Source organism: Paenarthrobacter sp. NPDC090520, assembly GCF_044769205.1.
GTDB lineage: Bacteria > Actinomycetota > Actinomycetes > Actinomycetales > Micrococcaceae > Arthrobacter.
This window is the reverse complement of the sequence record NZ_JBIVXM010000007.1, coordinates 119,298-143,876: the sequence shown is the minus strand read 5'-3', so window position 1 is coordinate 143,876 and position 24,579 is coordinate 119,298. Positions and strand designations below refer to the sequence as shown.

Sequence of the window (24,579 nt, the reverse complement as noted above, 5' to 3'; positions counted from 1 at the left end):
CTGCCGTTCTCTAGCCTAACCGCTCCGCCGCCGACACGCGGGAAACCAAACCCTGCCTACGCCGTCTTTCCGGGCTTGTTGACGATGATCCTCACCACGGTGGTGGGTTCCTCCAAAAGCTCCTGTCCGCAAACCACAACGGACGTTTCAACGCCGCCGAGCTTACGAATGACCTTCCTGGCCTTCTCGATTTCGTCCGCCGCGCTCCGACCCTTGATGGCAACTACCTCACCCTTGCCGTTGAGCAGCGGGATGGTCAGTCCAGCCAGGTTGGTCAGCGCCGAGACCGCGCGGGCGGTCACTACGTCGGCGTCGACGAGACCTACGGCCAGTTCCGCACGCGTCCGCATGACGGTCACATTATCCAGTCCGAGGTCGTCCACCACTTCCTGAAGCCAGATAACCCGGCGTTCAAGCGGCTCGATAAGAGTCAGTTCCAGGTCGGGACGGGCAATCGCCAGGCACAGGCCCGGCAGTCCGGCACCGGATCCGACATCGGCCACATGCTTGTCCTTGGCAATGGCGGATTCGATGACGGCACAGTTCAGGACATGCCGGCCCCACAAACGGGGAACCTCCCGGGGACCTATCAGTCCGCGTTCAATGCCGGACGTTGCCAGGTGCTCCACATAGCGCTTGGCGAGATCCAAGCGTGCCCCGAAAATCTTCTCAGCTGCCTGCAGTTCAGTTGCGGAAATCTCAACCATGAGCCGCTAGTCAGCCGAAACCACGATGTGCCGGCCTGCGCCTTCACCCTCGGATTCAGAAACAAAACCAAGATCGGCCACGGCGTCATGAACAATCTTGCGTTCGTAGGCGCTCATCGGTTCGAGGGCAACCGTTCCGCTGTTGGCTTTGACCTTGGCCACGGCATCCTCGGCGATCTGCCGGAGAACACCGGCACGGTCCTTGCGGTAGCCGTTGATGTCCAGCACCAGGCGGGAGCGGTTCTCCGTTGCAGAAAGAACGGAAAGCCTGGCCAGTTCCTGAAGTGCTTCAAGGACCTCGCCATCGCGGCCTACCAGGCTCTCCAAAGCTTCGGACTCGTCCTCAGCCGCAATGGAGATGTAGGTACGCCCATTGCGGACCTCAATGTCGATATCCCCGTCGATGTCTGCGATATCAAGGAGCTCTTCGAGGTAATCGGCGGCAATGTCGCCTTCCTCTTCCAGGCGGCTTGCCGTCTTGGACAGCGTCTCTTCCTGGGCGTCGTCCTGGTCTTCAGTCACGGCGGCAGTTACTTCCTCGGTGCTCTCAGCAGACATTACTTCTTCTTCCTGTTCTTACGTTGCGGCTGGACGCGCTGCGCCCTGACTTCAGCAGCAGCGGCGGCAGCGGCAGCCTCGGCGTCGTCAATTTTCTTGCCACCCAGCAGCGGCGGCAGGCCCTTGGCGGCCCGACGCTCCTCGAGCGCCTTGGCGGCCGGGGAACCCGGAGTGGGCATGCGGCGGATGACGAAGAACTGCTGACCCATGGTCCAGAGGTTGGTGGTGGTCCAGTAGATGAGGACACCGATCGGGAAGTTGATGCCACCAATACCGAACACGAGCGGCAGGATGTAGAGCATCATCTTCTGCTGGCGCATGAACGGGCTGGCGAGGGCTTCCTCGGACATGTTCTTGGCCATGATCTGCTTCTGAGTGATGAACTGCGAGGCAGTCATGGCGAGGATCATGATGATGGAGAGAACCCAGACAGCAACAGCACTACCGCTGCCGCTGGGGTCACCGTGCAGCAGCGAAGCCGACAAGGGCGCACCGAAGATGCTCGACTGATCGAACTGCACAACCTGCTCGTGGCTCATGGCGCCAACGCCGGATCCAGCCTTGGCGTTGTTCGAAATGCCGGACAGCACCTGGAACAGCGCGAAGAAGAACGGCATCTGGATCAGCATCGGCAAGCAGGCCGAGAACGGGTTGGTGCCGTGCTTCTTGTACAGCGCCATCTGCTCCTGCGCCATGGCCTGGCGGGACAGCTGATCGGTCTTGCCTTTGTACTTGGTCTGCAGCTTCTTCAGGTCAGGCTGCAGGAGCTGCATGCCTCGCTGGGCCTTGATCTGCTTGACGAAGACCGGAATCAGGGCAGCGCGGATCACCAGCACCAGGCCGATGATGGACAAGGTCCACGTCCAGCCGTTCGCGGCGGGAAGGCCAATGAAGCTCAGTCCCTCGTGGAAGCCAACCATGATGATTGACACCAACCACTTGAACGGAAACATGATTGTTTCAAAGAAGTCCATACGATATCCCTATTCGTCAGGCCGCAGGGCGGCCTTCTTCATCAGCCTGAGCAGCCAGGAACTGGTCCGGGTTGTTCAGTACAACAATTGTGGGCGTCCGGCCTTCAGGCCAATGACGATGCCCGGCGGGGACGTGGTCCACACCGCCGGCATTCCAGGGGTGGCATTTGGCGAGCCTTCTGGCTGCAAGCCAAGTGCCCTTGACGGCGCCATGCACCGTGACAGCCTCGAGCGCATACGCCGAGCAGGACGGAAAAAATCGGCAAACCTGGCCGTACAGGGGCGAGACCACTTTGCGGTAGGCCTTCAACAGGAGGATCAACACGTTCCTGGGCAGGCCCCAGACGAACTTGCCGATCACAGCAAGCCAGCTTTGGGAGGGAACCTCGTCAGCGGGGTCACCAAAGGAAGGAACGACGGCGGCACTATGGTTATGCACGCGGTGTCCCTTCCGTAGTGGTGCCGTTGCTGTCCGGCGAAGTGTTGTGCGGAGCTGAGCCACCCAGTCGCTTCGTCGTCACTGCCAATGCGGCGTTGTAGTCCGCGAGCAATTGATCCCAACTGGCTGATGCAGCTGCAGGCAATGCGCGGACTACCACCGCCAGGCCCGTTCCATGCTGTTGCAAAGACAACGCGCCTGCTTCTCTCAGTCTCCTCTTAACGAGGTTCCTGGTCACGGCGTTCCCGACGGCTTTGGAGACAATGAAGCCGATTCGACTCGGCTCCGCGGCCCCGATAGGAGCCGTATATAACACTAAGTTCCGGCGTCCATTGCGGACGCCGGAACGTACAGTTGTTGAAAAGTCGGTAGACGTCCGGAGACGGTTTGGGGTGGCTAGCACCGACGAACCCCCGAAAGGACCCTGACCGACAAGTCAGTTATTTAGGCCGACAGCTCGACGCGGCCCTTGCCGCGACGGGCAGCCAGGATGGCGCGGCCTGCACGGGTACGCATACGAAGGCGGAAGCCGTGCTTCTTGGCCCGACGGCGGTTATTCGGCTGAAAAGTCCGCTTGCTCACGTTAGTTACTCCAGTGGATCAAAGGTGCGCCCACCCGATCAAAAGGGGAAGAACTGGCCGACGCTAAGTTTTGTATGTGCCTGCCGCCGTTGCCTCCCGCACGGTAAACGTACAGGGGTGCAACTGATCGCAAAAGCGGACACAAAGGACTTCACAACGTTAGGGCAAAAAGGGACCCCCAGTCAAACCGGGAGCCACCCGGGAAGCTGTCCACAACTGTGGCAAACCATGGGAACAAGCCTGTGGATGAAGTGGCTCACAACGCCCGATCCAGAACAACAACGGTGTAATTATCCACAAGCAACTTCCCAGCTATCTTCTGGGGAAATCATCCCCTAGAGTGGCTCAGTAGCCCATTGTCCACCCGCTGTGCATAAGTCTGTGGATTAATCCCCGGAACCGCCGCATGTCGGAGGCTTTTCGGCTGCCAGCAACGCCGGCAAGCAAGCATTTAGGAACACATTGATGACAGTAGACGAAGCCAACCACGCCAATACTGTCGGAAGTTCCTGGCGCAGGGTGCTGAGCCTCCTGGAACAAGACGACCGGGTTTCACCCCGTCAGCGCGGTTTCGTCATCCTCGCCCAGGCACAGGGCCTCATCGGTTCCACGCTCCTGGTTGCCGTGCCCAATGAGCTCACCAGGGAAGTCCTGCAAACCCAGGTCAAGGATGCCTTGGACGATGCACTCCGCAGCGTCTTTTCCGACGACATCCGCTGCGCCATCGACGTGGACACCGATCTGGTGCCCGTCCACGCGGAGCCGGAACCCGTCGTCGAGCTTTCCGCTGCCCCGGACCTGGCCATGGAACCGAAGCCGCAGCCCACGCCGCCCAGCACTTCGCACGAGTTTGGCCGACTGAACCCGAAGTACATTTTCGACACCTTCGTGATCGGTTCCTCCAACCGCTTCGCCCACGCTGCGGCCGTGGCCGTAGCCGAGGCGCCGGCCAAGGCCTACAACCCGTTGTTCATCTATGGCGACTCCGGGCTGGGCAAGACCCACCTCCTGCACGCCATTGGCCATTACGCCCGGCGCCTCTACAGCGGTATCCGCGTCCGCTACGTGAACTCCGAAGAATTCACCAACGACTTCATCAACTCCATCCGCGACGACGAGGGCACCAGCTTCAAGACCACGTACCGCAACGTGGACGTGCTGCTGATCGACGACATCCAGTTCCTGGCGGGCAAGGACCGGACCCAGGAAGAGTTCTTCCACACGTTCAACGCCCTGCACAACGCCAACAAGCAGGTTGTCATCACCTCTGACCAGCCGCCCAAGATGCTTGCCGGCTTCGAGGACCGCATGACCTCGCGATTCGAGTGGGGGCTCCTGACGGACATCCAGCCGCCCGAACTTGAAACGCGCATCGCCATCCTCCGCAAGAAGGGCCTCAGCGAAGGCCTGTCTGCCCCGGACGATGCTTTGGAGTACATCGCCTCGAAGATTTCCAGCAACATCCGCGAACTCGAGGGCGCCCTCATCCGGGTCACGGCGTTCGCCAGCTTGAACCGCCAGCCCGTGGACGTGGCCCTCGCAGAGATGGTCCTCAAGGACCTGATCACCGACGACGGCGCCCAGGAGATCACGGCAAAGCAGATCCTCGACCAGACCGCGGACTACTTCAAGCTCAGCATGGAAGAACTCTGCAGCAAGTCCCGTACGCGCACCCTGGTGACCGCCCGTCAGATCGCGATGTACCTCTGCCGGGAACTGACGGACATGTCCCTGCCGAAGATCGGGCAGGAGCTGGGCGGCCGCGACCACACCACTGTCATCCACGCCGATCGGAAGATCCGCGAGCTGATGGCTGAGCGGCGTGTGATTTACAACCAGGTCACCGAGCTCACCAACCGCATCAAGCAACAGCAACGGGACTCCTGAATCCACATCACACTGCTCACTACATACCTTATTAACAGGCGCATGTGGATAACCCTGTGGATTGTTAAGGGGACAAGCGCGGTTAATGGGCTTAAAACCCTTAAGCCGTCTGTGGATCGTTAAAAAGTGGCTTTGGAGTTGTCCCCATCCACACCCTGTTTAAAACCCAGTTAACGCACACTCCGTGAACAGGGCTCAACCGCGGAACTGCGCGGCAGGAAGCACTTATCCACAGTTTCCACAGCAGTTATTAACACTACGAATCCCAAAAATCGAAATCCCTCAAATAACAATCTCCCTCTCCCGCACACCGTCTGCCCCTGGGACAGGACCAACGGACAGCCGAGGCTGTCCACATAGGACGAGTCCGGGCAAACGGGGATGGGTTAATCCCAGATGTTCCGGCTAAGCTGTCAGCAGCGCTCCCATCCCTGGGTATGTTTTGTAGTTCGTTAAGCGCGGACCATGCAGCTCCCGGTGCCGGAACGCGGATTTTTGGTGGGTTCCAGGCAGGAATCCGCAGCTACTACTTGGCAGCAGCAATGAAAGGCGGCACCCCTCCGTGAAGTTCAGAGTCGACCGCGACGTCCTGGCAGAAGCCGTTACGTGGACCGCGCGGTCGTTGTCTCCGCGGCCGCCCGTACCTGTGCTTTCCGGCCTCCTCCTCAAAGCCGAGGCTGGAACCGTAAGCCTTTCGAGCTTCGACTACGAGACGTCGGCACGTCTGGAAATCCCCGCCGACATCACCACCGAGGGCACCATCCTTGTCTCCGGACGACTTCTGGCAGATATTTGCCGAAGCTTGCCTTCCGCTCCCGTGGAAGTTGAAACCGATGGCAGCAAAGTCACCCTCACGTGCCGTCGAAGCAGCTTCCATCTGGCGACCATGCCCGAATCCGAGTACCCCGCCTTGCCCGCCTTGCCGGCAATCAGTGGCACGCTTCCCGGCGATTCGTTCGCCCAAGCTGTTTCCCAGGTGATCATTGCTGCCAGCAAGGACGACACCCTCCCCATCCTTACCGGTGTCCGCATGGAGATCGAGGATGACATGATCACCCTCCTCGCAACGGACAGGTATCGCCTGGCGATGCGCGAAGTTCCGTGGAAGCCAGTCACTCCAGGCATTTCCACCAGTGCGCTGGTCAAGTCCAAGACCCTCAACGAGGTTGCAAAGACCCTTGGCGGAAGTGGTGACATCAATGTCGCCCTTGCCGATGACGACAGCCGCCTCATCGGCTTCGAAAGCGGCGGGCGCACCACCACTTCGTTGGTGGTGGATGGCGACTACCCGAAGATCCGGTCACTTTTCCCGGACTCCACGCCCATCCACGCAACCGTCCAGACCCAGGAACTGGTTGAAGCCGTTCGCCGCGTGTCACTCGTGGCCGAACGCAACACTCCTGTTCGCCTCGCCTTCAGCCAGGGGCTGCTCAACCTCGACGCAGGCACCGGTGAAGATGCCCAGGCTTCGGAAGAACTCGAAGCCCAGCTTTCCGGCGATGACATCACCGTTGCCTTCAACCCGCATTACCTGGTGGAGGGTTTGAGCGTCATTGAGACCAAGTTTGTCCGGTTCTCATTCACGTCAGCTCCCAAGCCGGCCATGATCACGGCCCAGGCCGAAGCTGACGGCGAAGACCAGGACGACTACCGCTATCTGGTAATGCCGGTCCGCCTGCCGAACTAACCGCCAATCGTTGATGATCCACTACCCGGATCGCCAACGAATGACGCGGCTTGCAACTTTCCCGCCACCCTCCGCAGAAAAGAGTCACACTGTGCACATTGGACTGATCGGTCTTGGAAAAATGGGTTTCAATATGCGTGAGCGCATGCGGAACGGTGGCATTGAGGTAACTGGTTTCGACCGCAATCCGGACGTCACCGACGTTGCAACGGTCGATGACCTTGTCGCCGCCCTGCCCACACCAAGGCTCGTCTGGGTCATGGTTCCTTCCGGTGCCATCACCGATGCCGTCGTCACGGAACTCGGCGGGAAGCTCAGCCCCGGTGACATGGTGATCGACGGCGGCAACTCGCGCTTCACCGAAGACCAGAAACACGCCGCAGCCTTGGCCGAGAAGGGCATCCGCTTCGCAGACTGCGGCGTTTCCGGCGGTGTGTGGGGCCTGCAGAACGGTTACGGACTCATGGCCGGCGGCTCCGAGGAAGACATTGAGCTGGCCATGCCGGTATTCGATGCCCTCCGTCCGGAAGGCGACCGCGCGGACAGCTTCGTCCACGTCGGCGGAGTCGGCGCCGGCCACTACGCCAAGATGGTCCACAACGGAATCGAATATGGCCTGATGCAGGCGTACGCCGAAGGCTACGAACTGCTGGCTGCCAAGGACATCGTGAAGGACTTGCCCGGGACGTTCCGGGCGTGGCAGAAGGGAACCGTAGTCCGTTCCTGGCTCCTGGACCTCATGGTCAAGGCCCTCGACGAAGATCCCGGCCTCGCCTCGATCGACGACTATGTGGAAGATTCCGGTGAGGGCCGCTGGACGGTTGAGGAAGCAATCGCCAATGCCGTCCCGGCTCCCGCCATCACGGCCGCATTGTTCGCCCGCTTCGCTTCCCGCGAGGACACTTCGCCTGCCATGAAAATGGTTTCCGCGTTGCGCCACCAGTTCGGCGGACACGCTACCCGCCCGGCCAACTAAGGCCGCAGGAGTCCAGCAAACGGCGTGTACCTCGAACATCTCTCGCTGACCGACTTCCGGAGCTATGCCCAGGTTGACCTGAAGCTTGGCCCGGGCGTTACTGTCCTGGTGGGTTCCAACGGGATCGGCAAGACGAACCTCATGGAAGCCATCGGGTATCTGGCAACGCTGAGCTCACACCGCGTCAGCTCAGATGGGCCGCTGCTTCGGTTCGGAACCGAACGTGCCTTGATCCGGGCACGGCTGGTGCGTGGCGAACAGTCCAGCATCATCGAGCTGGAGATCAACGCCGGCCGTGCCAACCGTGGACGCATCAACCGCGGAAATCCGGTGCGGGCCAGGGATATCCTGGGCATTTGCCACACCGTGTTGTTCGCTCCGGAGGACCTCGCCCTGGTCAAGGGGGATCCATCCAACCGCCGCCGTTTCCTGGACGAACTCCTGGTGAGCCTGGTTCCCCGGCATGCGGCGACCCGCAGCGACTATGACCGTGTCCTGAAGCAGCGGAACGCGCTCTTGAAATCCGCGCGGACCGGAAAGTTCACCGCAGGGCACGAGGCAACCCTGGATGTCTGGGACCAGCACATGGCCCGCGCCGGAGCCCACCTCCTGCACGCACGGCTGGAACTGGTGGAGCGCCTGCGTCCTCACCTGAACAGCGCCTACGCACAGTTGACTGACGGTTCCAAGGACGCCGGCGCGGTCTACCGCTCTACCATCCAGGGCATCCTTGACGACGACGGCGGTGCAGGCGCCCCGTCAACGGAACCTCCGGCGTCGGCCGATGACCTCCGGCTGCTATCCGTGGACGAGCTCACCGAGCGGTACATCCAGGCGTTCGCAGCAAGCAGGAAGAAGGAACTGGAACGTGGGATTTCCTTGGTGGGTCCGCACCGGGATGAACTCGAACTGGTCCTGGGCCAGGCACCTGCCAAGGGCTACGCCTCGCACGGCGAAACGTGGTCCATGTGCCTCTCCCTGCGGTTGGCCTCCTATTACGTGATGCTCGACGACGCCCGAACAGGTGGCACGGCACCGATCCTCATCCTGGACGATGTCTTCGCCGAACTCGACGTCCAGCGGCGGCGTAAACTGGCAGCAATCGTGGCCGGTGCCGAACAGGTGCTGGTGACCGCCGCCGTCGACGCCGACATCCCGGAGGAGCTGGCCGGACGGCGCATAACCGTTGTTCCGGGAGGCATCGATGGCGAGGGATAGCGCCGACGGACGTCAACCCGGCCGGGATCCTGACGAAATCGACGCAGCCCAGGCCGCCTTGAACCGCATGCGCGAAGCCGCGGCCGCCCGCGGTGAAGTGCGCCAACGCGCTCCCCGTCCCGGATCCACTCCCAAACGGACCGGCCTGCGCGACACCAAGGGATTTTCGCAGTTCCATGGAAGCGGCCGTGATCCGTTGGGCCTTGGAAAAGTGGTGGGCCGACTGGTTGCCGAACGCGGCTGGACCTCGCCGGTTGCCGTGGGATCCGTCATGGCCGAATGGGATGCCCTGGTAGGACCGGACATCGCGGCCCACTGCACACCGGAGAGCTTTACCGACACCACCCTCCAGGTTCGTTGCGATTCGACCGCATGGGCCACCCAACTCCGTTTGCTGAGCACCAGCTTGCTGGAAATGTTCCGGAAAGAGCTGGGCGACGGTGTTGTCACGAGCATCCAGGTCCTCGGTCCGTCGGCGCCGAACTGGCGAAAAGGTGGTCGCAGCGTGAACGGTCGGGGACCCCGGGACACCTACGGCTGAACGGCGTGCAGGGCGATTCAACGCCCCCGGACCGTATAGGCCCCCATCGGGACCTCCACAGGGCCGTTCCAGAGGGGGCCAGTGGCCTCCCATCGGCATATTCAGCTCTCGGCTGCCCTCGTATTTGCAGGGATTCGGGCTTTTCCACGATAGAATTGGCCTAGATACTGAGCGCCGGTGAAACACCGTCAGGGGTTCGGGATCCACTGTGGTGGATCCAGGACCCCCTTCGTTGGAGTAATCGGCGCAATCAGTCACGTGCCTTTGAAGGTTCCGCGCATGCCGGACCCGACGCGGCGCGGCCGTCATCTATCACAGAGGAGTCGAAAGCGCCTGTGGCTAACGACAATGCAGAGACCTTGGCAGTAGAGCCCGCGGGGGAGGCAGCTTCCACGCCGGCCGCGGCGGAAGCACCCAGGGAATATGGCGCCAGCGACATCACCGTGCTGGAAGGGCTCGAAGCCGTCCGCAAGCGCCCCGGCATGTACATCGGCTCCACCGGACCAAGGGGTTTGCACCACCTGGTCTATGAAGTTGTGGACAACTCTGTCGATGAGGCCCTGGCCGGCTTCTGCAGCCACATTGAAGTTACCCTCCAAGCCGATGGCGGCGTCAACGTTGTGGACGATGGCCGTGGCATCCCCGTGGACATCCACCCCACGGAAGGCAAGCCCACGGTTGAGGTGGTCATGACCATCCTGCACGCCGGCGGCAAGTTCGGTGGCGGCGGATATGCCGTTTCCGGCGGCCTTCACGGCGTGGGTATTTCCGTGGTCAACGCTCTGTCCCGGCGCGTGGAGACGGAAGTGCGCCGCCAAGGCCACGTCTGGCGTATGTCCTTCGCCGACGGCGGCAAGCCCCAGGGCGAACTGGTCCAGGGTGAAGCCACTGAAGAGACCGGTACGTCGCAGACGTTCTACCCTGACGGCACCATCTTCGAAACCACCGAGTTCGACTTCGAGACCCTGCGTGCCCGTTTCCAGCAGATGGCGTTCCTCAACAAGGGCTTGAAGATCACGCTGACGGATGAGCGGCCGCCCGCAAAGTCAGGCGAAGACGATCTGGATCTCGACGCCGTGGCCACCGAAGGCGAAGTCGCTGCCGAGCACCGGACGGTCATCTACGAATACCCGGACGGTTTGCTGGACTACGTCAAGCACCTGAACTCCAACAAGAAGGTGGAAATCGTCCACGAGGATGTCATCGCCTTCGAAACCGAGGACACCGAGCGCCACATCTCCGTGGAAGTAGCCATGCAGTGGACCACCGCATACTCGGAAAGCGTCCACACTTATGCGAACACCATCAACACCCACGAGGGTGGAACGCACGAAGAAGGCTTCCGTGCTGCGATGACGTCCCTGATCAACCGCTATGCGCGGGAGAAGAGCATCATCAAGGAGAAGGAAGACAACCTCACGGGTGACGATATCCGCGAAGGTTTGACCGCGGTCATCTCGGTGAAGCTGTCCGAGCCCCAGTTCGAGGGCCAGACCAAGACCAAGCTCGGCAACTCCGAGGTCAAGGGCTTCGTCCAGCGCGTGGTCACGGACCAGTTGGGCGATTGGCTGGAGCGCAACCCCGGCCCTGCCCGCGATGTGATCCGCAAAGCCATCCAGGCAGCCCAGGCCCGCATGGCTGCCCGCAAGGCCCGCGACAATGCACGCCGCAAGAGCCCGCTGGAATCCTTCGGCATGCCCGGCAAGTTGTCCGACTGCTCCTCCAAGGACCCGTCGCGTTGCGAGGTCTACCTTGTGGAGGGTGACTCCGCAGGTGGATCCGCCAAGCGCGGCCGCAACCCGGAAACCCAGGCCATCCTCCCGCTTCGAGGCAAGATCCTCAACGTGGAGCGCGCCCGCCTGGACAAGGCCCTTGGCAATGCCGAGGTCCAGTCCATGATCACGGCCTTCGGTACCGGTATCGGCGAGGACTTTGATATCTCCAAGCTGCGTTACCACAAGATTGTGCTCATGGCCGATGCCGACGTCGACGGCCAGCACATCACCACGCTCTTGATGACGTTGCTGTTCCGCTACATGCGCCCGCTGATCGAGAACGGCTATGTCTATCTGGCCCAGCCCCCGCTGTACCGGATCAAGTGGTCCAACGCAGCACACGACTACGTGTTCAGCGACCGCGAACGGGATGAAACCATCCGCAAGGGTGCGGCACTGAACAAGCGACTCCCTAAAGACAACGGCATCCAGCGTTATAAGGGCCTTGGCGAGATGGACTACACGGAACTGTGGGACACCACCATGGATCCCGAACGTCGGACGCTCCTTCAGGTCACCATGGATGACGCCTTGGCGGCAGACCAGACCTTCTCCGTGCTGATGGGCGAAGACGTGGAATCGCGCCGAAACTTCATCCAGCAGAACGCCAAGGACGTCAGGTTCCTTGATATTTAGGGCCCCACAGGGTTCCTTAATATTCCAGAACTGACATATACCTGAAACGGAAAACTTAGACTATGAGCGACGAAACTCCTGAAGTCCCGGCGGAAAACCCCGAGTCCGAGGATGTGATCCTCGAGGGCGATGTGCTGACGGACCGTGTGGAACAAGTAGACCTGCAGACAGAAATGCAGCGCTCCTACCTGGACTACGCCATGGCCGTCATCGTCGGCCGCGCGCTGCCCGACGTCCGTGACGGACTGAAGCCCGTCCACCGCCGCGTACTCTACGCCATGTTCGACGGCGGCTACCGCCCCGACCGTGCGTTCAACAAGTGCGCCCGCGTTGTGGGTGACGTGATGGGTACGTACCACCCGCACGGCGACATGGCCATTTACGATGCCTTGGTCCGCCTGATCCAGGACTGGACCATGCGGTATCCGCTGGCCCTGGGCCAGGGCAACTTTGGTTCCCCGGGCAACGACGGCGCCGCAGCTCCGCGTTACACCGAAACCAAGATGGCCCAGCTGGCCATGGAGATGGTGCGGGACATCGACGAGGAAACCGTCGACTTCCAGGACAACTACGACGGCAAGAACCAGGAACCCACCATCCTGCCGGCGAGGTTCCCGAACCTCCTGGTCAATGGCTCCTCCGGCATCGCCGTGGGCATGGCAACCAACATTCCGCCGCATAACCTCCGCGAGGTGGCTGACGGTGTGCAGTGGGCGCTGGACAACCCCGGTGCAACGCGTGAAGAACTGCTTGAGGCGCTCTTGGTGCGCATCAAGGGACCGGATTTCCCCACGGGCGCAACGATCCTGGGCCACAAGGGCATCGAGGAGGCGTACCGGACCGGCCGCGGCTCCATCACCATGCGGGCTGTGGTGAACGTGGAGGAGCTCCAGGGCCGTACCTGCCTGGTGGTCACAGAGCTTCCCTACCAGGCCAACCCGGACAACCTGGCCATCAAGATTGCCGAACTGGTCAAGGACGGCAAGATCCAGGGCATCGCCGACCTTCGCGATGAGACGTCCGGCCGTACCGGCCAGCGCCTGGTGATCGTGCTCAAGCGCGACGCCGTGGCCAAGGTTGTGCTGAACAACCTGTACAAGCACACGCAGCTGCAGGACAACTTCTCTGCAAACATGTTGGCGATCGTGGATGGCGTCCCTCGTACCCTGAGCCTGGATGCCTTCATCCGGCACTGGGTTGCGCACCAGATGGATGTCATTGCACGCCGCACCCGGTATCGCCTGCGCAAGGCTGAGGAAGAAGCCCACATCCTGCGCGCGCTGCTCAAGGCGCTGGACATGCTGGACGAGGTCATTGCCCTGATCCGTGCCTCCAACACCACGGAGGCGGCACGCGAGGGCCTGATGGAACTCCTGGAGATCGACGAACTCCAGGCGCGCGCCATCCTGGACATGCAGCTTCGCCGACTTGCAGCGCTGGAACGCCAGAAGATCCAGGACCGCCACGCAGAACTCGAAGCCATGATCGAGGAGTACAACGCGATCCTGGCCTCGGAAGAACGCCAGCGCCAGATCATCAGTGAAGAGCTCGCCGAGATCGTTGCCAAGCACGGAGACGACCGCCGGACGCAGATCCTCATGGGCTTCGACGGCGATATGTCCGTGGAGGACCTGATCCCCGAAGAGGAAATGGTCGTGACCATCACGCGTGGTGGCTACGTCAAGCGGACCCGCAGCGACAATTACCGTTCGCAACAGCGCGGCGGCAAGGGCATCAAGGGTGCGCAGCTGCGCGGTGACGATGTTGTTGAGCACTTCTTCGTGACAACGACGCACCACTGGCTGCTGTTCTTCACCAACCTGGGTCGCGTATACCGTGCCAAGGCCTACGAACTTGCTGAAGCCGGGCGTGACGCCAAGGGCCAGCACGTAGCCAACCTGCTCGCGTTCCAGCCGGACGAACACATTGCCCAGGTTCTGGATCTCCGCGACTACCAGCAGGCTCCGTACCTGGTGCTGGCCACGAAGAACGGCTTGGTCAAGAAGACCCGGCTTGAGGACTACGACACCAACCGGTCCGCCGGCGTTATCGCAATCAACCTGCGGGATGAAGACGAACTGGTCTCCGCCCAGCTGGTCAGCGAAACCGACGACCTCCTGTTGGTTTCCCGCAAGGGCCAGTCCATCCGATTCACGGCCACGGATGATGCCCTGCGTCCCATGGGACGTGCGACGTCCGGCGTGACGGGTATGAAGTTCCGTGAAGATGACGAATTGTTGGCCGCGGACGTTGTCCAGGACGGATCCTTCGTCTTCGTGGTCACAGAGGGCGGCTACGCCAAGCGCACCGCCGTGGACGAATACCGCCTGCAAGGCCGTGGTGGTTTGGGTATCAAGGTTGCCAAACTGGCTGAGGACCGGGGCGACCTTGTGGGAGCCCTGATCGTGCAGGAAGAGGATGAAGTCCTGGTGGTCATGGAGGGCGGCAAGGTTGTCCGCTCGGCCGTCAGTGGCGTCCCTGCCAAGGGGCGTGACACCATGGGCGTCATCTTCGCCAAGCCGGACAAGAACGACCGCATCATCGAGGTTGCCCGCAACAGCGAACGCGGTTTGGAAGGCGAAGAATCCGAAGACGGGCAGGACGATGACGTAACGTTGGCTGCAGAAGACGGCGCTGCTGAGGCGATCGTCACGTCAGAAACGCAAAACGACGCAGACCCGGATACCGAAGCGGGCGCGGAGCTGAATGAAGACAACACCGGAGGTAACGAGTGAGTAATTCCGACTCATATCCCAAGCCGAGCACAGGTGTCCCCGGCGGACTCCGGCAGCCAGCAGGCAACACCCAGTCAGGGACGCCCGCACCGCCGCAGCAGCGCCCTGGCGCCGGCGCAGCCCGCCCGGCGACCCCGAGTGGCTCTCCGCAGCGTCCGGCCGGGGCTCCCGGCCAGCGCCCCGCCGGTGCGGCTGGCCAGCGCCCGGCCCAACCCGGCCAGCGTCCCGCTTCCGCCGGCCAGCGCCCTGCCGGCGCTCCCGGACAGCGTCCTGCACAAGGCGGTCCGGGCCTGGTCAAGCCTGCTCCCAAGGCCAAGGTTCGCCGTGCCCGGCTCCTGGTCAGCAAGGTGGACCCCTGGTCTGTCCTGAAGATGGCCTTCCTGCTGTCCGTGGCCCTGGGTATCGTCACGGTGGTCGCGGCGATCGTGCTGTGGACTGTGCTGGACCTCACCGGCATCTTCAACCAGGTGGATAGCCTTTTGGGCACCCTTGCCGGTTCTGAAGGCAGTGGCTTCGAGCTGAAGAAGATCGCATCCCTCGGCCAGGTGGCCTCCTTTGCCACCATCATCGCCGTGGTGAACGTGGTCCTGCTGACTGCCCTCTCGATGCTCTCTGCGGTGCTGTATAACATTTCCGCAACGTTGGTCGGCGGCATCGGCGTCACCCTCACCGACGACTAGCCAAAATCCCCGGATTCACGCTGATTCACGCGGAAATCCGAGCCGAAAATGCCTCGATTTGAGATCGGGCCGGGATGTGCTGTACAGTCATATCTCGGCCCGATGAGGCATCGGGGCGTATAGCTCAGGCGGTTAGAGCGCTTCGCTGATAACGAAGAGGTCCCAGGTTCAAGTCCTGGTACGCCCACGGAACCTAACAGGTTCAGGAAACTGAACCGGAACGAGGTACTTGTGAAGAAGTTGCTGGTTGTAGTTGCAGCGGCGGTCGCAGGTGTCCTGGTCTACAAAAAGGCCCAGGAATCCGAAGCCCGGAAAGATATCTGGAGCAAGTCAACCGACAAGGTGGACTAGCCCGGATCCCGGTCTTGAACTGGCAAAAACCAGTCAGGACGTGGGGTATGATTGACGGGTTGCTTCTTATGGGGGCATGGCGCAATTGGTAGCGCACCTGCTTTGCAAGCAGGGGGTTAGGGGTTCGAGTCCCCTTGCCTCCACCATAAGGAAAGTCCCGGTCAGGAATGACCGGGACTTTTTTGTTTAAGCGCCGGCCCCTTCCGAGAAGGGACCTCCCAACCCACGGCCCCCAACTGGGTCGCAGTAGTGCGCGTTTAGAACCCTCAAAACGCGCACAAATGCGACTCAGTTGGGTGGGACTGTCTTGAGAGCCCTTTCCAGGAAGGTCTTCAGTTCGCTGTCGCCCAGCACGGGGGTAACAACTCCCAGATCGAGTGTGGGTTGGGTTTTCGCGCCGGCGGAGGCCAGCGCTGCCTGGACGTTCTTCCGGCCATCGGCAACCGCCGCCGAATCGCCCTTTTTGGCAGCATCAAGCATGGACAGGGCCGCCGTGACGCCTCGGCCGTACTCGCCTGCGGCGGCAGCCCAATGCATTGCATCGTCTGCGAAGCCAGGCACTGCCATCTTCGGCAGGAGCTCGGGCAAGCGTTCAAGCAGCCCAGCACGGGCCTGCAATCCTCCGGAAGGTGACCTGCCGGCGTCGTAATCGCTCCAGAACTGGTCGATATCGCGCCGCAGCGCCGGGGCCGACGGTGTGAGTTCGTCGTCCTGCCAGTCCTGGTTCAGGTCCACGAACGCCTTCACGGCGGCCTGCACGTCCGGATCCGGACCGGAAACCTGTGCCAGCGCGGCGTCCATGGATTTTTGCGGATTGTAGGCCGGGCCGTTCCAGGAGTAGTCGGCGTAATTGAAGATCGCGGGCAAGGACAGGTAGGGCTGGATCATGGGGTTGGTGACAACACCGCGGAGGGATTTGTAGAGGTCCGCGTCCCGCCCTATGAGTGGCGCCAGGAAGAGGTGGTCCTGCGAGAAGTCGTTCACCGGGTAGTTGTCCCAGATGACAAGGTCCCGCGGCGCTCCTTGCGTTCCGTAGCTGCGCCGGGCGGTTTCGGCAGAGTCGCGGGTGATGCGGTGGGACACCACGTCCTCTCCGGTCCACTGCACCACGATTCCGGGATCCAGGGCCCGGCCGAGTTCCTTCTTGTAGGGCGTGCCACCGGAACCGGAGTAGAACGTGGGCACTGTTTCCAATGGTTGGAGGGCCTGTTTGCCGGTCGTGAAACGCTGGTTCAGTTCGTTCAGGAAGGACGCCTGGGCTTTCGCGAGGTTGGCTTGGCCGGAGCCGAATTCCTTGACGTCCTCGGAGCACTGGACCTTCGTGGCGATGTCGTCCAAGGGAATGACGAAGGACCGCACACCCAAGGAGTAAAGCGACTCGAGCTTGGTGATGGCGTCTTCCAGGTCCGCGTCCCGCGAATAGCAAACATCGATCCCTGGCGACAACGCGTACGTGAAGCGGATGTGGTTGGCCGTGGCGGTATCGATGAGCTCCTGCAGTTCCGTGAGCTCCTGGTCCGAGTAGAGCGTCCGCCACTTGTCCCGCAGGAGGGGATCGTCCTTGGGGGAATATATGTAGGTGTTCATCTTCTGGCGGGCAGCGAACTCGATGATGTCCAGACGGGCCTGATGGGACCAGGGCGTGCCGTAGAAGCCTTCGATGACACCGCGGGTCTCCATCAACGGCCAGTCACTGACGCGGATTGGAGGTACTGAACCGTCCTTCAGTACCTGGCGAAGGGTCTGGACGGCGTGGAAGAGGCCGTCCGCGTCGCTGCCGGCGAGGACCGCCGTCGGGATCCCTCCGGAGGTTCCCGTGGCCATCGCATAGCCTTCGGCACGCTTGAGGGCTTCCTGGTTGGAGTCCGCGTTGTCCCGCCCGAGCTCCTTGAGCACCGTTCCTGCGGAAGATCCCTCCGAGGTTCCAAGGTAGACAGCGGAGGAACCATCGGCCGGATCGTCCACTGTGGCTACCACCTCACCGGTGCCGCCGCTGGCCTTCACCAGGTCCTGGACCGCTGCAAGGGACGGCTGGTCCGTCCCCGGTGGCGCCACGATGTACACCCGACCGTTCAGCGGCACCGAAGGACCGGACGAGGCGCTTGCGCTTTGTGGCACCGGATAGATGCCCGGAAGGCTTGCTGGGTGGCCGCCAGGGGTGGTCTGACGGTCCTTGGACGCAATAAACCAGCCCGCGACGAGTGCGGCTACCAGGATCGCAGCAGCGGACAGCATTAAGGCCCGGCGCCTCCGCTTGGCTCCGGGATGGGCGGATGCTGCGTTCAATCAGGTATCTCCCTGGGTTTCTGAAACGATGTGTCAAGACAATCACACTGATCACGCCGCAGATAGTGCGGTTCCGGTTTTCCTGCCCCACTAAGGTTGATGCGTGAACCTCCTCATTTCCGCCCTGGGTGTTTTGGGCGTCGCCTCCTCCGGACCACTGATCGCCGGCACACTGGGTGCCACCTCGGTGACAGCCCTGGCGATTGCCTTTTGGCGGAACGCGATTGGCGCCGTGGTGATGGCCGCCCCCGTAGCTATCCGCACTCCAAGGCAGTTCGGCCGGGTCACCCGGCGCGAATTCGGGTGGTCGGCGTTTGCGGCTGTTGCCCTGGCCTTCCATTTCGCCTGCTTCATCACAGCCCTCCAGCTGACGTCGGTTGCCGCGGCCACGGCGCTGGTTTGTCTGCAATCAGCGTGGATTGCCGTCTTCCAGTTGTTTCGGGGAACCAGACACCGCTGGCCGGTGCTGGTTGGCTTGGGGATCGCGTTCGGTGGTGTGGTTGCCATTACGGGTTTCGACATGGGGTCCTCCCCCGAAGCGCTCCTGGGCGATGTCCTGGCTCTGGCCGGTGGCGCCTTGGCCGGCCTCTACACCCTCGCTGGAGGCAAGGCCCGCCAGACGATGGGCACCGGAACCTATACGGCCCTTTGCTACGGAATGTGTGCCGCGCTGGTTGCCGTCATGGCCTTGGTGGCCGGCCAGCCGCTCTCAGGGTTCGACGCCGGAGGCTGGCTTGGGATTATCGCCATCACCGTGTGTGCGCAATTGGTGGGGCACACGGCGTTCAACCATCTGCTGGCCACCATGAGTCCGCTGGTGGTGTCCATGATTATCCTGCTGGAGATCCCCGGGGCGGCCATCCTCGCCGCCGTTTTCCTGAACGAGACTCTTCCCGGTGGCACCTACGCCGGGCTGGCATTGATCCTGGTTGGCCTGGCCGTGGTGGTGATCGGGCAGCGGCGCGGCAGGGTGGAAGAAGACAGGCGCGAAGCCGAGCTGGGCGCGGACTGAAGCAGCCGCCGTCGTGCGTTTACCCGTTGGGGTTACATGCCCCCGCGCCGGACGCCGCCCTGGGCAGCGTTGGCCGCGTGGATGGCGCGCAGCAGTTTCGCGGGGAAGTACACCGAGAAGAACACCACCATGGGCGCCTTCAAGGCCATCTTCTTGACGTTGTGGGCCTTGTACGTCCGGTCGAACCGAGTGACGTAGTACCGGTAATCCCGCGGGGAATCCTCAAGCCTCCGCGCGGACATTCCGGAGACCATCTGCGGCCAATACTGGATATGGAGATCGTGTTCTGCCAGGTGCAGGGACAAATCAATGTCCTCGTGCATCTCATCCTTTTCATCGAGGCATGCTTCGTCGCGGATGGTTTCCCACGCCGAGCGCCGGAGTGCCATGTTGGAGCCGAAAAGGAAGTGGTACTGGTGCTTGGCCAGCCGGAGCATCAGCTGGCGCATTTTGTCGTCGGCCTTCAGCCCGAAGCGGCGCATGGGCATGTCGTAGTAGACCACCGGGCCCGTGGCTGCCTGGACGGTGGGATCGGCGAAGGCCTTCTGGACCTGCTCCACCCAGTCAGGCTCAAGCACCGAGTCGGCGTCGATCCGGCCCACGATCTGGCCGGTGGCATGGTTGAGGCCGTAGTTGCGCGTAGGGATGAGGCCCTGGCTGTCAGCCTGTCGAAGCAGGATGATGGGGCTCTCGGGGTATTCCTGCTGCATCTGCCGCACGATCCTGGCGGTGCGGTCCGTGGACAGGTTGTCCACCACGATGATTTCCTCGGCGGGAACAGACTGGTAGATGGCAGCGATGAGGCACTGGCGAATGACGCTTTCCTCGTTATACGCCGGGATGACAATTGAAACGCCCGGAGGCTCCGGGACGTCCTTGAGTTCACCCACCACGGGTCTATCAGCTGACATCCCTTCAAATCTAACACCCGGGCCTCCGCCACCGGCGGACGCCCGGGTTACAAGCTGACTAACACTGAAGGGACCCCGGTGACGGGATCCCTTCAGTGTTCTTCAGCTGTGTGAGCCGTGGCGCCTAGGCTCCGGAGCCCTTTTCCTCATCCTTGTGGATGCTGGCAGCGATGTTCTTGACGGCCGTCTTGGCGTCGGTGGCAACCTTGGCGGTGGTGTCCTCGGCCTTTTCTGCGACGTCCTTGGCGGTTTCTTCCACTGCGGCGGTTGCTTCCTTGGCACTGGCCGTGGCCGAGGCCGCAGCGTCAGCCGGAACGGGCGCGGGGGTGGGAGTCACCGGTGATGGTGTCTTCCACGGGTCCTCAACCGGCTTGGCAGCCTTCCAGGCAGCTACACCGGCTGCAACGGCGGCCGCGATCACGGTGACTACCAGCCAGCCGCGCTTCTTGGGCTTCTGCTGCTTGCCCAGCTGCTTGGACACAGCCTTGGTGGTCTCATCGGCAACAGCCTTGATGTGCTTGCCGGTGGCCTGTGCCTGTTCCTGGACACTGTGGACGACGCCCGAGTCCACCAGCTTCTGTGCCACGGCGTCCACCTGTGCCGGAGCGTTCTCCAGGGCGTGGTGCACGGCTACCGAGGCGTGGCCCAACTGCTCGGAGAGCTTAGGCAGGTACTCATCAACCACTTTGTCCCGGGCAACGCCCAAAGCCGGTGTGGCCTTGTTGAGGGTTTCCTGGATCTTGGGTGCTGCGTCCTCGACGGCGTCGTGGATCTTCGGCGCCAACTGGGCAAGGCCGTCCTGGATCTTCGGGGTGACCTTCTCGACGCCGTCCGCAAGGTTATGGGCGGCCGACTTCAGGCCTTCCTGGATCTTGGGAGATGCGCTGTCAATACCGTGCTGGATACGCGGAACAGCCCAGTTGACGGCTGCTTCAACACGTGGTGCCGCCCAGTCGCGGGCGTTGTCAACACCGGATGCAACAGAGTGCTCAATGTCGCGGGCAATACGGTCTGATTTCTTCACAACTACCTCCCGATACACATGCTGGTTTGTTGCTAGCCTACGTGTCCCAAGGAAGACGGGCCATTCATCCGTAAGATTCCTGCCGGATTTCACCGAGCGCGGAACCGGCTTTAGGGCCGCCACGGCGTTGACCCTGCATGAAACAATGGGCGCATGACCATTGCAACCGCAAAAGCAACAATCCACACGAGCCTGGGCGACATCAAGGTTGACCTCTTCGGTAACCACGCCCCCAAGACGGTCGCCAACTTTGTTGGCCTGGCCACTGGCGAAAAGTCCTGGACCCACCCGGAGACCGGCGAAGACAAGACCGGCACCCCGCTCTACAACGGCACCATCTTCCACCGGATCATCAAGGACTTCATGATCCAGGGCGGCGATCCCCTGGGCCGCGGCGTCGGCGGACCCGGTTACAACTTCGATGACGAAATCCACCCCGAGCTGACCTTCAACGCTCCGTACAAGCTGGCCATGGCCAACGCCGGCATCCAGATGGGCAAGGGCACCAACGGTTCCCAGTTCTTCATCACCACGGTCAACACCGACTGGCTGTTCGGCAAGCACAGCATCTTCGGCGAGGTCACGGACGAGGAATCCCGCAAGGTTGTTGACGCAATCGAGGGCGTCCGCACCGGAATGGGCGACCGTCCTGTTGAAGACGTTGTCATCAACAGCATCGACATCGAACAGCTCTAGCCAGAACCCATGAGCTACGGAGTCCCGTCGGCCGAGCCGTCCGCTGATATTCCGGTGTGCCCCCGGCACCCGGACAGGCCCTCCTACGTCAGGTGCCAGCGCTGCGGGCGCCCTGCGTGCCCGGAGTGCCAGCGGGCGGCCGCCGTCGGGTTCCAATGCGTTGACTGCGTCAACGAGCAAAAACGCACGACGCCGGCGTACCGCTCTGCGTATGGCGGGGCCTTGGACGTGGGCCGGCCTTTGGTGACGTACACGATCATTGGGTTGTGCGTCCTGGTTTTCATTTTGCAGTGGATTGTCCCCGGAAACGCCGTCTACAGAGAGTTTGCGTTCGCCAACGTCTTGGCGGAGCAGGAGCCGTGGCGGATGTTGACGGCGGCGTTCCTTCACTCGCAGAGCTTCCTGCTCCACATCGTTTTGAACATGTACACCCTGTGGATTTTCGGCCAAGCCCTTGAGCCCTTGCTCGGGCGTGTCCGGTATTTGGCAGTGTACGTGTTGTCCGCCGTGGGTGGTTCTGTGGGGTTCCTGCTCCTGACGCCCGATGAACCTGCCATCGGTGTTGTGGGCGCCTCCGGTGCGATCTTCGGTCTCTTCGGGGCCATGCTGGTGGTCCAGCGCCATCGGGGCGGCGAAACCCGCCAGCTGTGGGTCCTGATAGCCATCAACGGTGCCATCGGTTTCTTCATCCCGGGCATCGCCTGGCAAGCCCACCTGGGTGGCCTGATTACTGGCGGCCTGGCAGCAGCGGCCATCGCCTACGCTCCCCGCGGTAAGAACCAGGCACTCCTTCAGGCGGGTGGGCTGGTCCTGGTTGCCGCGCTTCTGGCGATCGTTACCTGGTTCCGCGTTTCTGCCGGCTAGCTGCCGTTCCACCCAAGTAAGTCGCAGTAGAGCGCGTTTTGAACGTCCAAAACGCGCACAACTGCGACTTAGTTGGGAGGGTCAGTCGCGGGCTACGGGTTGCCGGAGGATGGTCTTGAGTTTCTCCGGAGCAGTTCTTCGGGCATCACTGAGATAGATCTCGTGGTGTTTGCCGGTCATCCGCAACGAGTTCTCCGGGATGTAGCCGTGGTGCATTTCCTCCAGTACCGGCCCCTCAGCGTCGTATGGGCCCACGTGCAGGGTCTGCACAGCCAAGCCCTCATCGAGGCTTTCCAGGCGGAGTGAGTCCAGTGCGGGGGCACCGCCCTTGCCCGCCACAGTTTCCCGTGCTGCGTCCACGTGCTCCGGAGTGATCCAGTCCGGAGCCATGATCATCATGATCCAGTCCCATCTGGACTTATCCCGCGAGCTGGTGAAGCTGGCCATGTCCTCGGACCACCACAGGCCCTCCAGAGGCATGACTGCATAGTCGCGGCCCAGCTCCTTCTTGCTGAAGAACTTCAGGGTGTAGGCCACGGGATAAAGGGTGGATAGCGCGTCCGTGTAGGACTGGGCCGTATTGGGATCACCGTGCCCATCCACCATGAGGAACTGCAGCGGAGGAACAGTCACCAGTTCCAGCTGCCCTGCACGGGCCTTGTAGCTGTGGATTTCCCGTTTGAAGTCAATCTTGCTCTCGCCGCCCATGCCTCTCCCCCGTTCACAGCTTCGCATGTTGCTTATCCACAGATGTTATCCACACTGTGTGTAACTTACATCTGTGTAGTTAGCCTTGACGAGGCCTGCATCCGGGGAACAGCGGGTAGATATCCCCCGTTTGGCATGTTTTCATCCACATCTGTGGATAACTTTGTCCCCGTAGACGGTGATTATGTGGACAAACGGCCGCTTGGGGCTCGAGCTGTGGAAAACCCTGTTAATTCACCTGTTAATAAGGGTGTATCAACAGGGTTATCAACACTGTTAATAACTTACAGCTGTGTAGTTCAGGAGTGGATGAGCCCCGGAGAGCCCGCCAATTCGCGGGTTTCTTGGCATCAACCCACACCTTTTCCCCATCTGTGGATAACTTGTGTGTAGTCGCTTGTTGTTAAGTGGATAGTCGCCCCCAGGACAACTTCTGCCAGGGCCTCTTAGGGGAACCCGGGCAGCCCGGCGCAGAGTGAAGGACGCAATGCTCCGGAGGTGAACTTTCCATGAAGAAGCGAACACTATCCACAGGGTGATGCACAGTGGGTATAACCCTGTTCAGAACCGTTGGAGGCCCGTCATTGCCGCAATGGCGGCGAAGAGGGCAAGAAATGCGTGGATGTCCACACGAGTTATCCCCGATTGTGGATAACTTTACCCACTTCTGTGGACAGACCGGTGGCCAACCCCGGCGGTTAACCCCGGCGGTTAACCCCAGACGCCTGAGGACCCGCGCCGGTGGCTGTCCACTAAATGGGTGTCGATGATCCCGATGGCTTCCATGAGCGCGTACATGGTGGTGGGACCGACGAAGGCGAAACCCTTCTTGCGGAGGGCCTTGGAAAGGGCGGTGGACTCCGGCGACGTGGTGGCTATGTCTGCCAAGGTTCTGGGCGCAGGTGTGGATTCGGGCTTGAAGGACCACACGAAGTCCACCAGGCCACCCTCCCGACGCAAGGCAATGGTGGCTTTGGCGTTGGTGATGGCGGCGCGGATCTTGAGCCTGTTGCGGACGATCCCGGCGTCCAGCATCAGTCTTTCGACGTCTTCCTCAGTGAAAGCCGCAACACTCTCCGGGTGGAAGTCCATGAAGGCTTTCCGGAAGGCCTCGCGTTTTCGGAGAATGGTGGCCCAGGACAGGCCCGCTTGGAAGCCCTCGAGGCTAATGCGCTCGTACATCCCCTGCTCGTCCCGGACCGGCATGCCCCATTCATGGTCGTAGTAGGACTGCATCAATGGGTCTGATGCGGCCCACACGGGCCGTGCAAGGCCGTCTTGGCCAATAATGGTGCCGTTTTCTCCCGGGGTCATGCGGTGCTCCTCTGTGGC

23 protein-coding genes and 2 tRNA genes are annotated in these 24,579 nt (G+C 61.8%); 14 read left to right on the top strand and 11 right to left on the bottom strand.

The genetic code is table 11. From position 1 onward, the window contains the following. Positions 1-56 precede the first annotated feature (56 nt). From rsmG to rpmH, 6 genes are all read right to left on the bottom strand, one after another. Positions 57-707: a 16S rRNA (guanine(527)-N(7))-methyltransferase RsmG gene (gene rsmG, locus ACIQTZ_RS11065; RefSeq protein WP_400334934.1), complete on the bottom strand. Its 651-nt coding sequence runs from the start codon at positions 705-707 to the stop codon at positions 57-59. 6 nt (positions 708-713) lie between these two features. After that, positions 714-1,265, bottom strand: coding sequence for a protein jag (locus ACIQTZ_RS11060; RefSeq protein ID WP_402980363.1), 552 nt, complete (start codon positions 1,263-1,265; stop codon positions 714-716). After that, positions 1,265-2,239: a membrane protein insertase YidC gene (gene yidC / locus ACIQTZ_RS11055; RefSeq protein ID WP_402948651.1), complete on the bottom strand. Its 975-nt coding sequence runs from the start codon at positions 2,237-2,239 to the stop codon at positions 1,265-1,267. Before yidC ends, ACIQTZ_RS11060 begins: the two co-directional genes overlap by 1 nt. Before the next feature lie 16 nt (positions 2,240-2,255). Continuing rightward, complete coding sequence (gene yidD / locus ACIQTZ_RS11050) at positions 2,256-2,600, bottom strand: membrane protein insertion efficiency factor YidD (protein ID WP_402980565.1); 345 nt, start codon at positions 2,598-2,600, stop codon at positions 2,256-2,258. Positions 2,601-2,670: 70 nt separating this feature from the next. Then, positions 2,671-3,081, bottom strand: a complete 411-nt coding sequence (gene rnpA, locus ACIQTZ_RS11045; protein ID WP_402980361.1) for a ribonuclease P protein component — start codon at positions 3,079-3,081, stop codon at positions 2,671-2,673. 41 nt (positions 3,082-3,122) lie between these two features. Then, entirely contained in the window at positions 3,123-3,260 is a 138-nt protein-coding gene (rpmH, locus tag ACIQTZ_RS11040) for a 50S ribosomal protein L34 (RefSeq protein WP_011776797.1), read from the bottom strand. Between the two features lie 465 nt (positions 3,261-3,725). On the opposite strand from rpmH, the gene dnaA reads away from it, so the two are divergent. The 11 genes from dnaA (at position 3,726) to ACIQTZ_RS10985 (ending at position 15,892) form a co-directional block, all read left to right on the top strand. After that, positions 3,726-5,147 (top strand): chromosomal replication initiator protein DnaA, encoded by a 1,422-nt coding sequence (gene dnaA / locus ACIQTZ_RS11035; RefSeq protein ID WP_400334927.1) that lies wholly within the window; start codon positions 3,726-3,728, stop codon positions 5,145-5,147. 562 nt (positions 5,148-5,709) lie between these two features. Then, the gene (gene dnaN, locus ACIQTZ_RS11030; protein WP_402980359.1) at positions 5,710-6,834 is read left to right on the top strand and encodes a DNA polymerase III subunit beta; all 1,125 of its coding nucleotides are present in this window, start codon (positions 5,710-5,712) and stop codon (positions 6,832-6,834) included. A 91-nt stretch (positions 6,835-6,925) separates the two neighbouring features. Continuing rightward, complete coding sequence (gene gnd, locus ACIQTZ_RS11025; RefSeq protein ID WP_402948656.1) at positions 6,926-7,810, top strand: phosphogluconate dehydrogenase (NAD(+)-dependent, decarboxylating); 885 nt, start codon at positions 6,926-6,928, stop codon at positions 7,808-7,810. Positions 7,811-7,834: 24 nt separating this feature from the next. Then, positions 7,835-9,028: a DNA replication/repair protein RecF gene (gene recF, locus ACIQTZ_RS11020; protein WP_402980357.1), complete on the top strand. Its 1,194-nt coding sequence runs from the start codon at positions 7,835-7,837 to the stop codon at positions 9,026-9,028. Further along, a complete protein-coding gene (locus ACIQTZ_RS11015; RefSeq protein WP_397324225.1) occupies positions 9,015-9,569 on the top strand; it encodes a DUF721 domain-containing protein in 555 nt (184 codons plus the stop codon). Before recF ends, ACIQTZ_RS11015 begins: the two co-directional genes overlap by 14 nt. A 335-nt stretch (positions 9,570-9,904) precedes the next feature. Continuing rightward, positions 9,905-11,980, top strand: coding sequence for a DNA topoisomerase (ATP-hydrolyzing) subunit B (gyrB, locus tag ACIQTZ_RS11010; protein WP_400334920.1), 2,076 nt, complete (start codon positions 9,905-9,907; stop codon positions 11,978-11,980). A gap of 62 nt (positions 11,981-12,042) precedes the next feature. Then, on the top strand, positions 12,043-14,715 hold the full coding sequence (gyrA, locus tag ACIQTZ_RS11005) for a DNA gyrase subunit A (protein WP_400334918.1): 2,673 nt from the start codon (positions 12,043-12,045) through the stop codon (positions 14,713-14,715). Continuing rightward, on the top strand, positions 14,712-15,395 hold the full coding sequence (locus ACIQTZ_RS11000; protein WP_402948662.1) for a DUF3566 domain-containing protein: 684 nt from the start codon (positions 14,712-14,714) through the stop codon (positions 15,393-15,395). Before gyrA ends, ACIQTZ_RS11000 begins: the two co-directional genes overlap by 4 nt. Before the next feature lie 113 nt (positions 15,396-15,508). Next, a tRNA-Ile gene (locus ACIQTZ_RS10995) sits at positions 15,509-15,582 on the top strand. A 44-nt stretch (positions 15,583-15,626) separates the two neighbouring features. Then, positions 15,627-15,746, top strand: a complete 120-nt coding sequence (locus tag ACIQTZ_RS10990) for a DLW-39 family protein (protein ID WP_400334914.1) — start codon at positions 15,627-15,629, stop codon at positions 15,744-15,746. A gap of 70 nt (positions 15,747-15,816) precedes the next feature. Further along, positions 15,817-15,892, top strand: a tRNA-Ala gene (locus ACIQTZ_RS10985). 142 nt (positions 15,893-16,034) lie between these two features. Here the strand turns inward: ACIQTZ_RS10985 and ACIQTZ_RS10980 are convergent. Then, a complete protein-coding gene (locus ACIQTZ_RS10980) occupies positions 16,035-18,032 on the bottom strand; it encodes a beta-N-acetylglucosaminidase domain-containing protein (protein ID WP_402980354.1) in 1,998 nt (665 codons plus the stop codon). Positions 18,033-18,135: 103 nt separating this feature from the next. Here ACIQTZ_RS10980 and ACIQTZ_RS10975 point away from each other — a divergent pair, with 103 nt between their 5' ends. Then, positions 18,136-19,044, top strand: a complete 909-nt coding sequence (locus ACIQTZ_RS10975; protein WP_402980352.1) for a DMT family transporter — start codon at positions 18,136-18,138, stop codon at positions 19,042-19,044. 32 nt (positions 19,045-19,076) lie between these two features. Here the strand turns inward: ACIQTZ_RS10975 and ACIQTZ_RS10970 are convergent, their stop codons facing one another. Further along, positions 19,077-19,955 carry a glycosyltransferase gene (locus ACIQTZ_RS10970; protein ID WP_402980350.1) on the bottom strand — a complete coding sequence of 293 codons (879 nt, stop codon included), beginning with the start codon at positions 19,953-19,955 and terminating at the stop codon, positions 19,077-19,079. Between the two features lie 124 nt (positions 19,956-20,079). Continuing rightward, positions 20,080-20,979, bottom strand: a complete 900-nt coding sequence (locus ACIQTZ_RS10965; RefSeq protein ID WP_400334906.1) for a hypothetical protein — start codon at positions 20,977-20,979, stop codon at positions 20,080-20,082. Positions 20,980-21,132: 153 nt separating this feature from the next. Here ACIQTZ_RS10965 and ACIQTZ_RS10960 point away from each other — a divergent pair, with 153 nt between their 5' ends. Further along, positions 21,133-21,675, top strand: coding sequence for a peptidylprolyl isomerase (locus ACIQTZ_RS10960; protein ID WP_397324233.1), 543 nt, complete (start codon positions 21,133-21,135; stop codon positions 21,673-21,675). A 9-nt stretch (positions 21,676-21,684) separates the two neighbouring features. Further along, the gene (locus ACIQTZ_RS10955) at positions 21,685-22,539 is read left to right on the top strand and encodes a rhomboid family intramembrane serine protease (protein WP_402980347.1); all 855 of its coding nucleotides are present in this window, start codon (positions 21,685-21,687) and stop codon (positions 22,537-22,539) included. 81 nt (positions 22,540-22,620) lie between these two features. On the opposite strand, the gene ACIQTZ_RS10950 is transcribed toward ACIQTZ_RS10955, so the two are convergent. Further along, positions 22,621-23,247 carry a GyrI-like domain-containing protein gene (locus ACIQTZ_RS10950; protein WP_402980344.1) on the bottom strand — a complete coding sequence of 209 codons (627 nt, stop codon included), beginning with the start codon at positions 23,245-23,247 and terminating at the stop codon, positions 22,621-22,623. 711 nt (positions 23,248-23,958) lie between these two features. Next, positions 23,959-24,561 carry a DNA-3-methyladenine glycosylase I gene (locus ACIQTZ_RS10945; protein ID WP_402980341.1) on the bottom strand — a complete coding sequence of 201 codons (603 nt, stop codon included), beginning with the start codon at positions 24,559-24,561 and terminating at the stop codon, positions 23,959-23,961. Positions 24,562-24,579 lie beyond the last annotated feature (18 nt).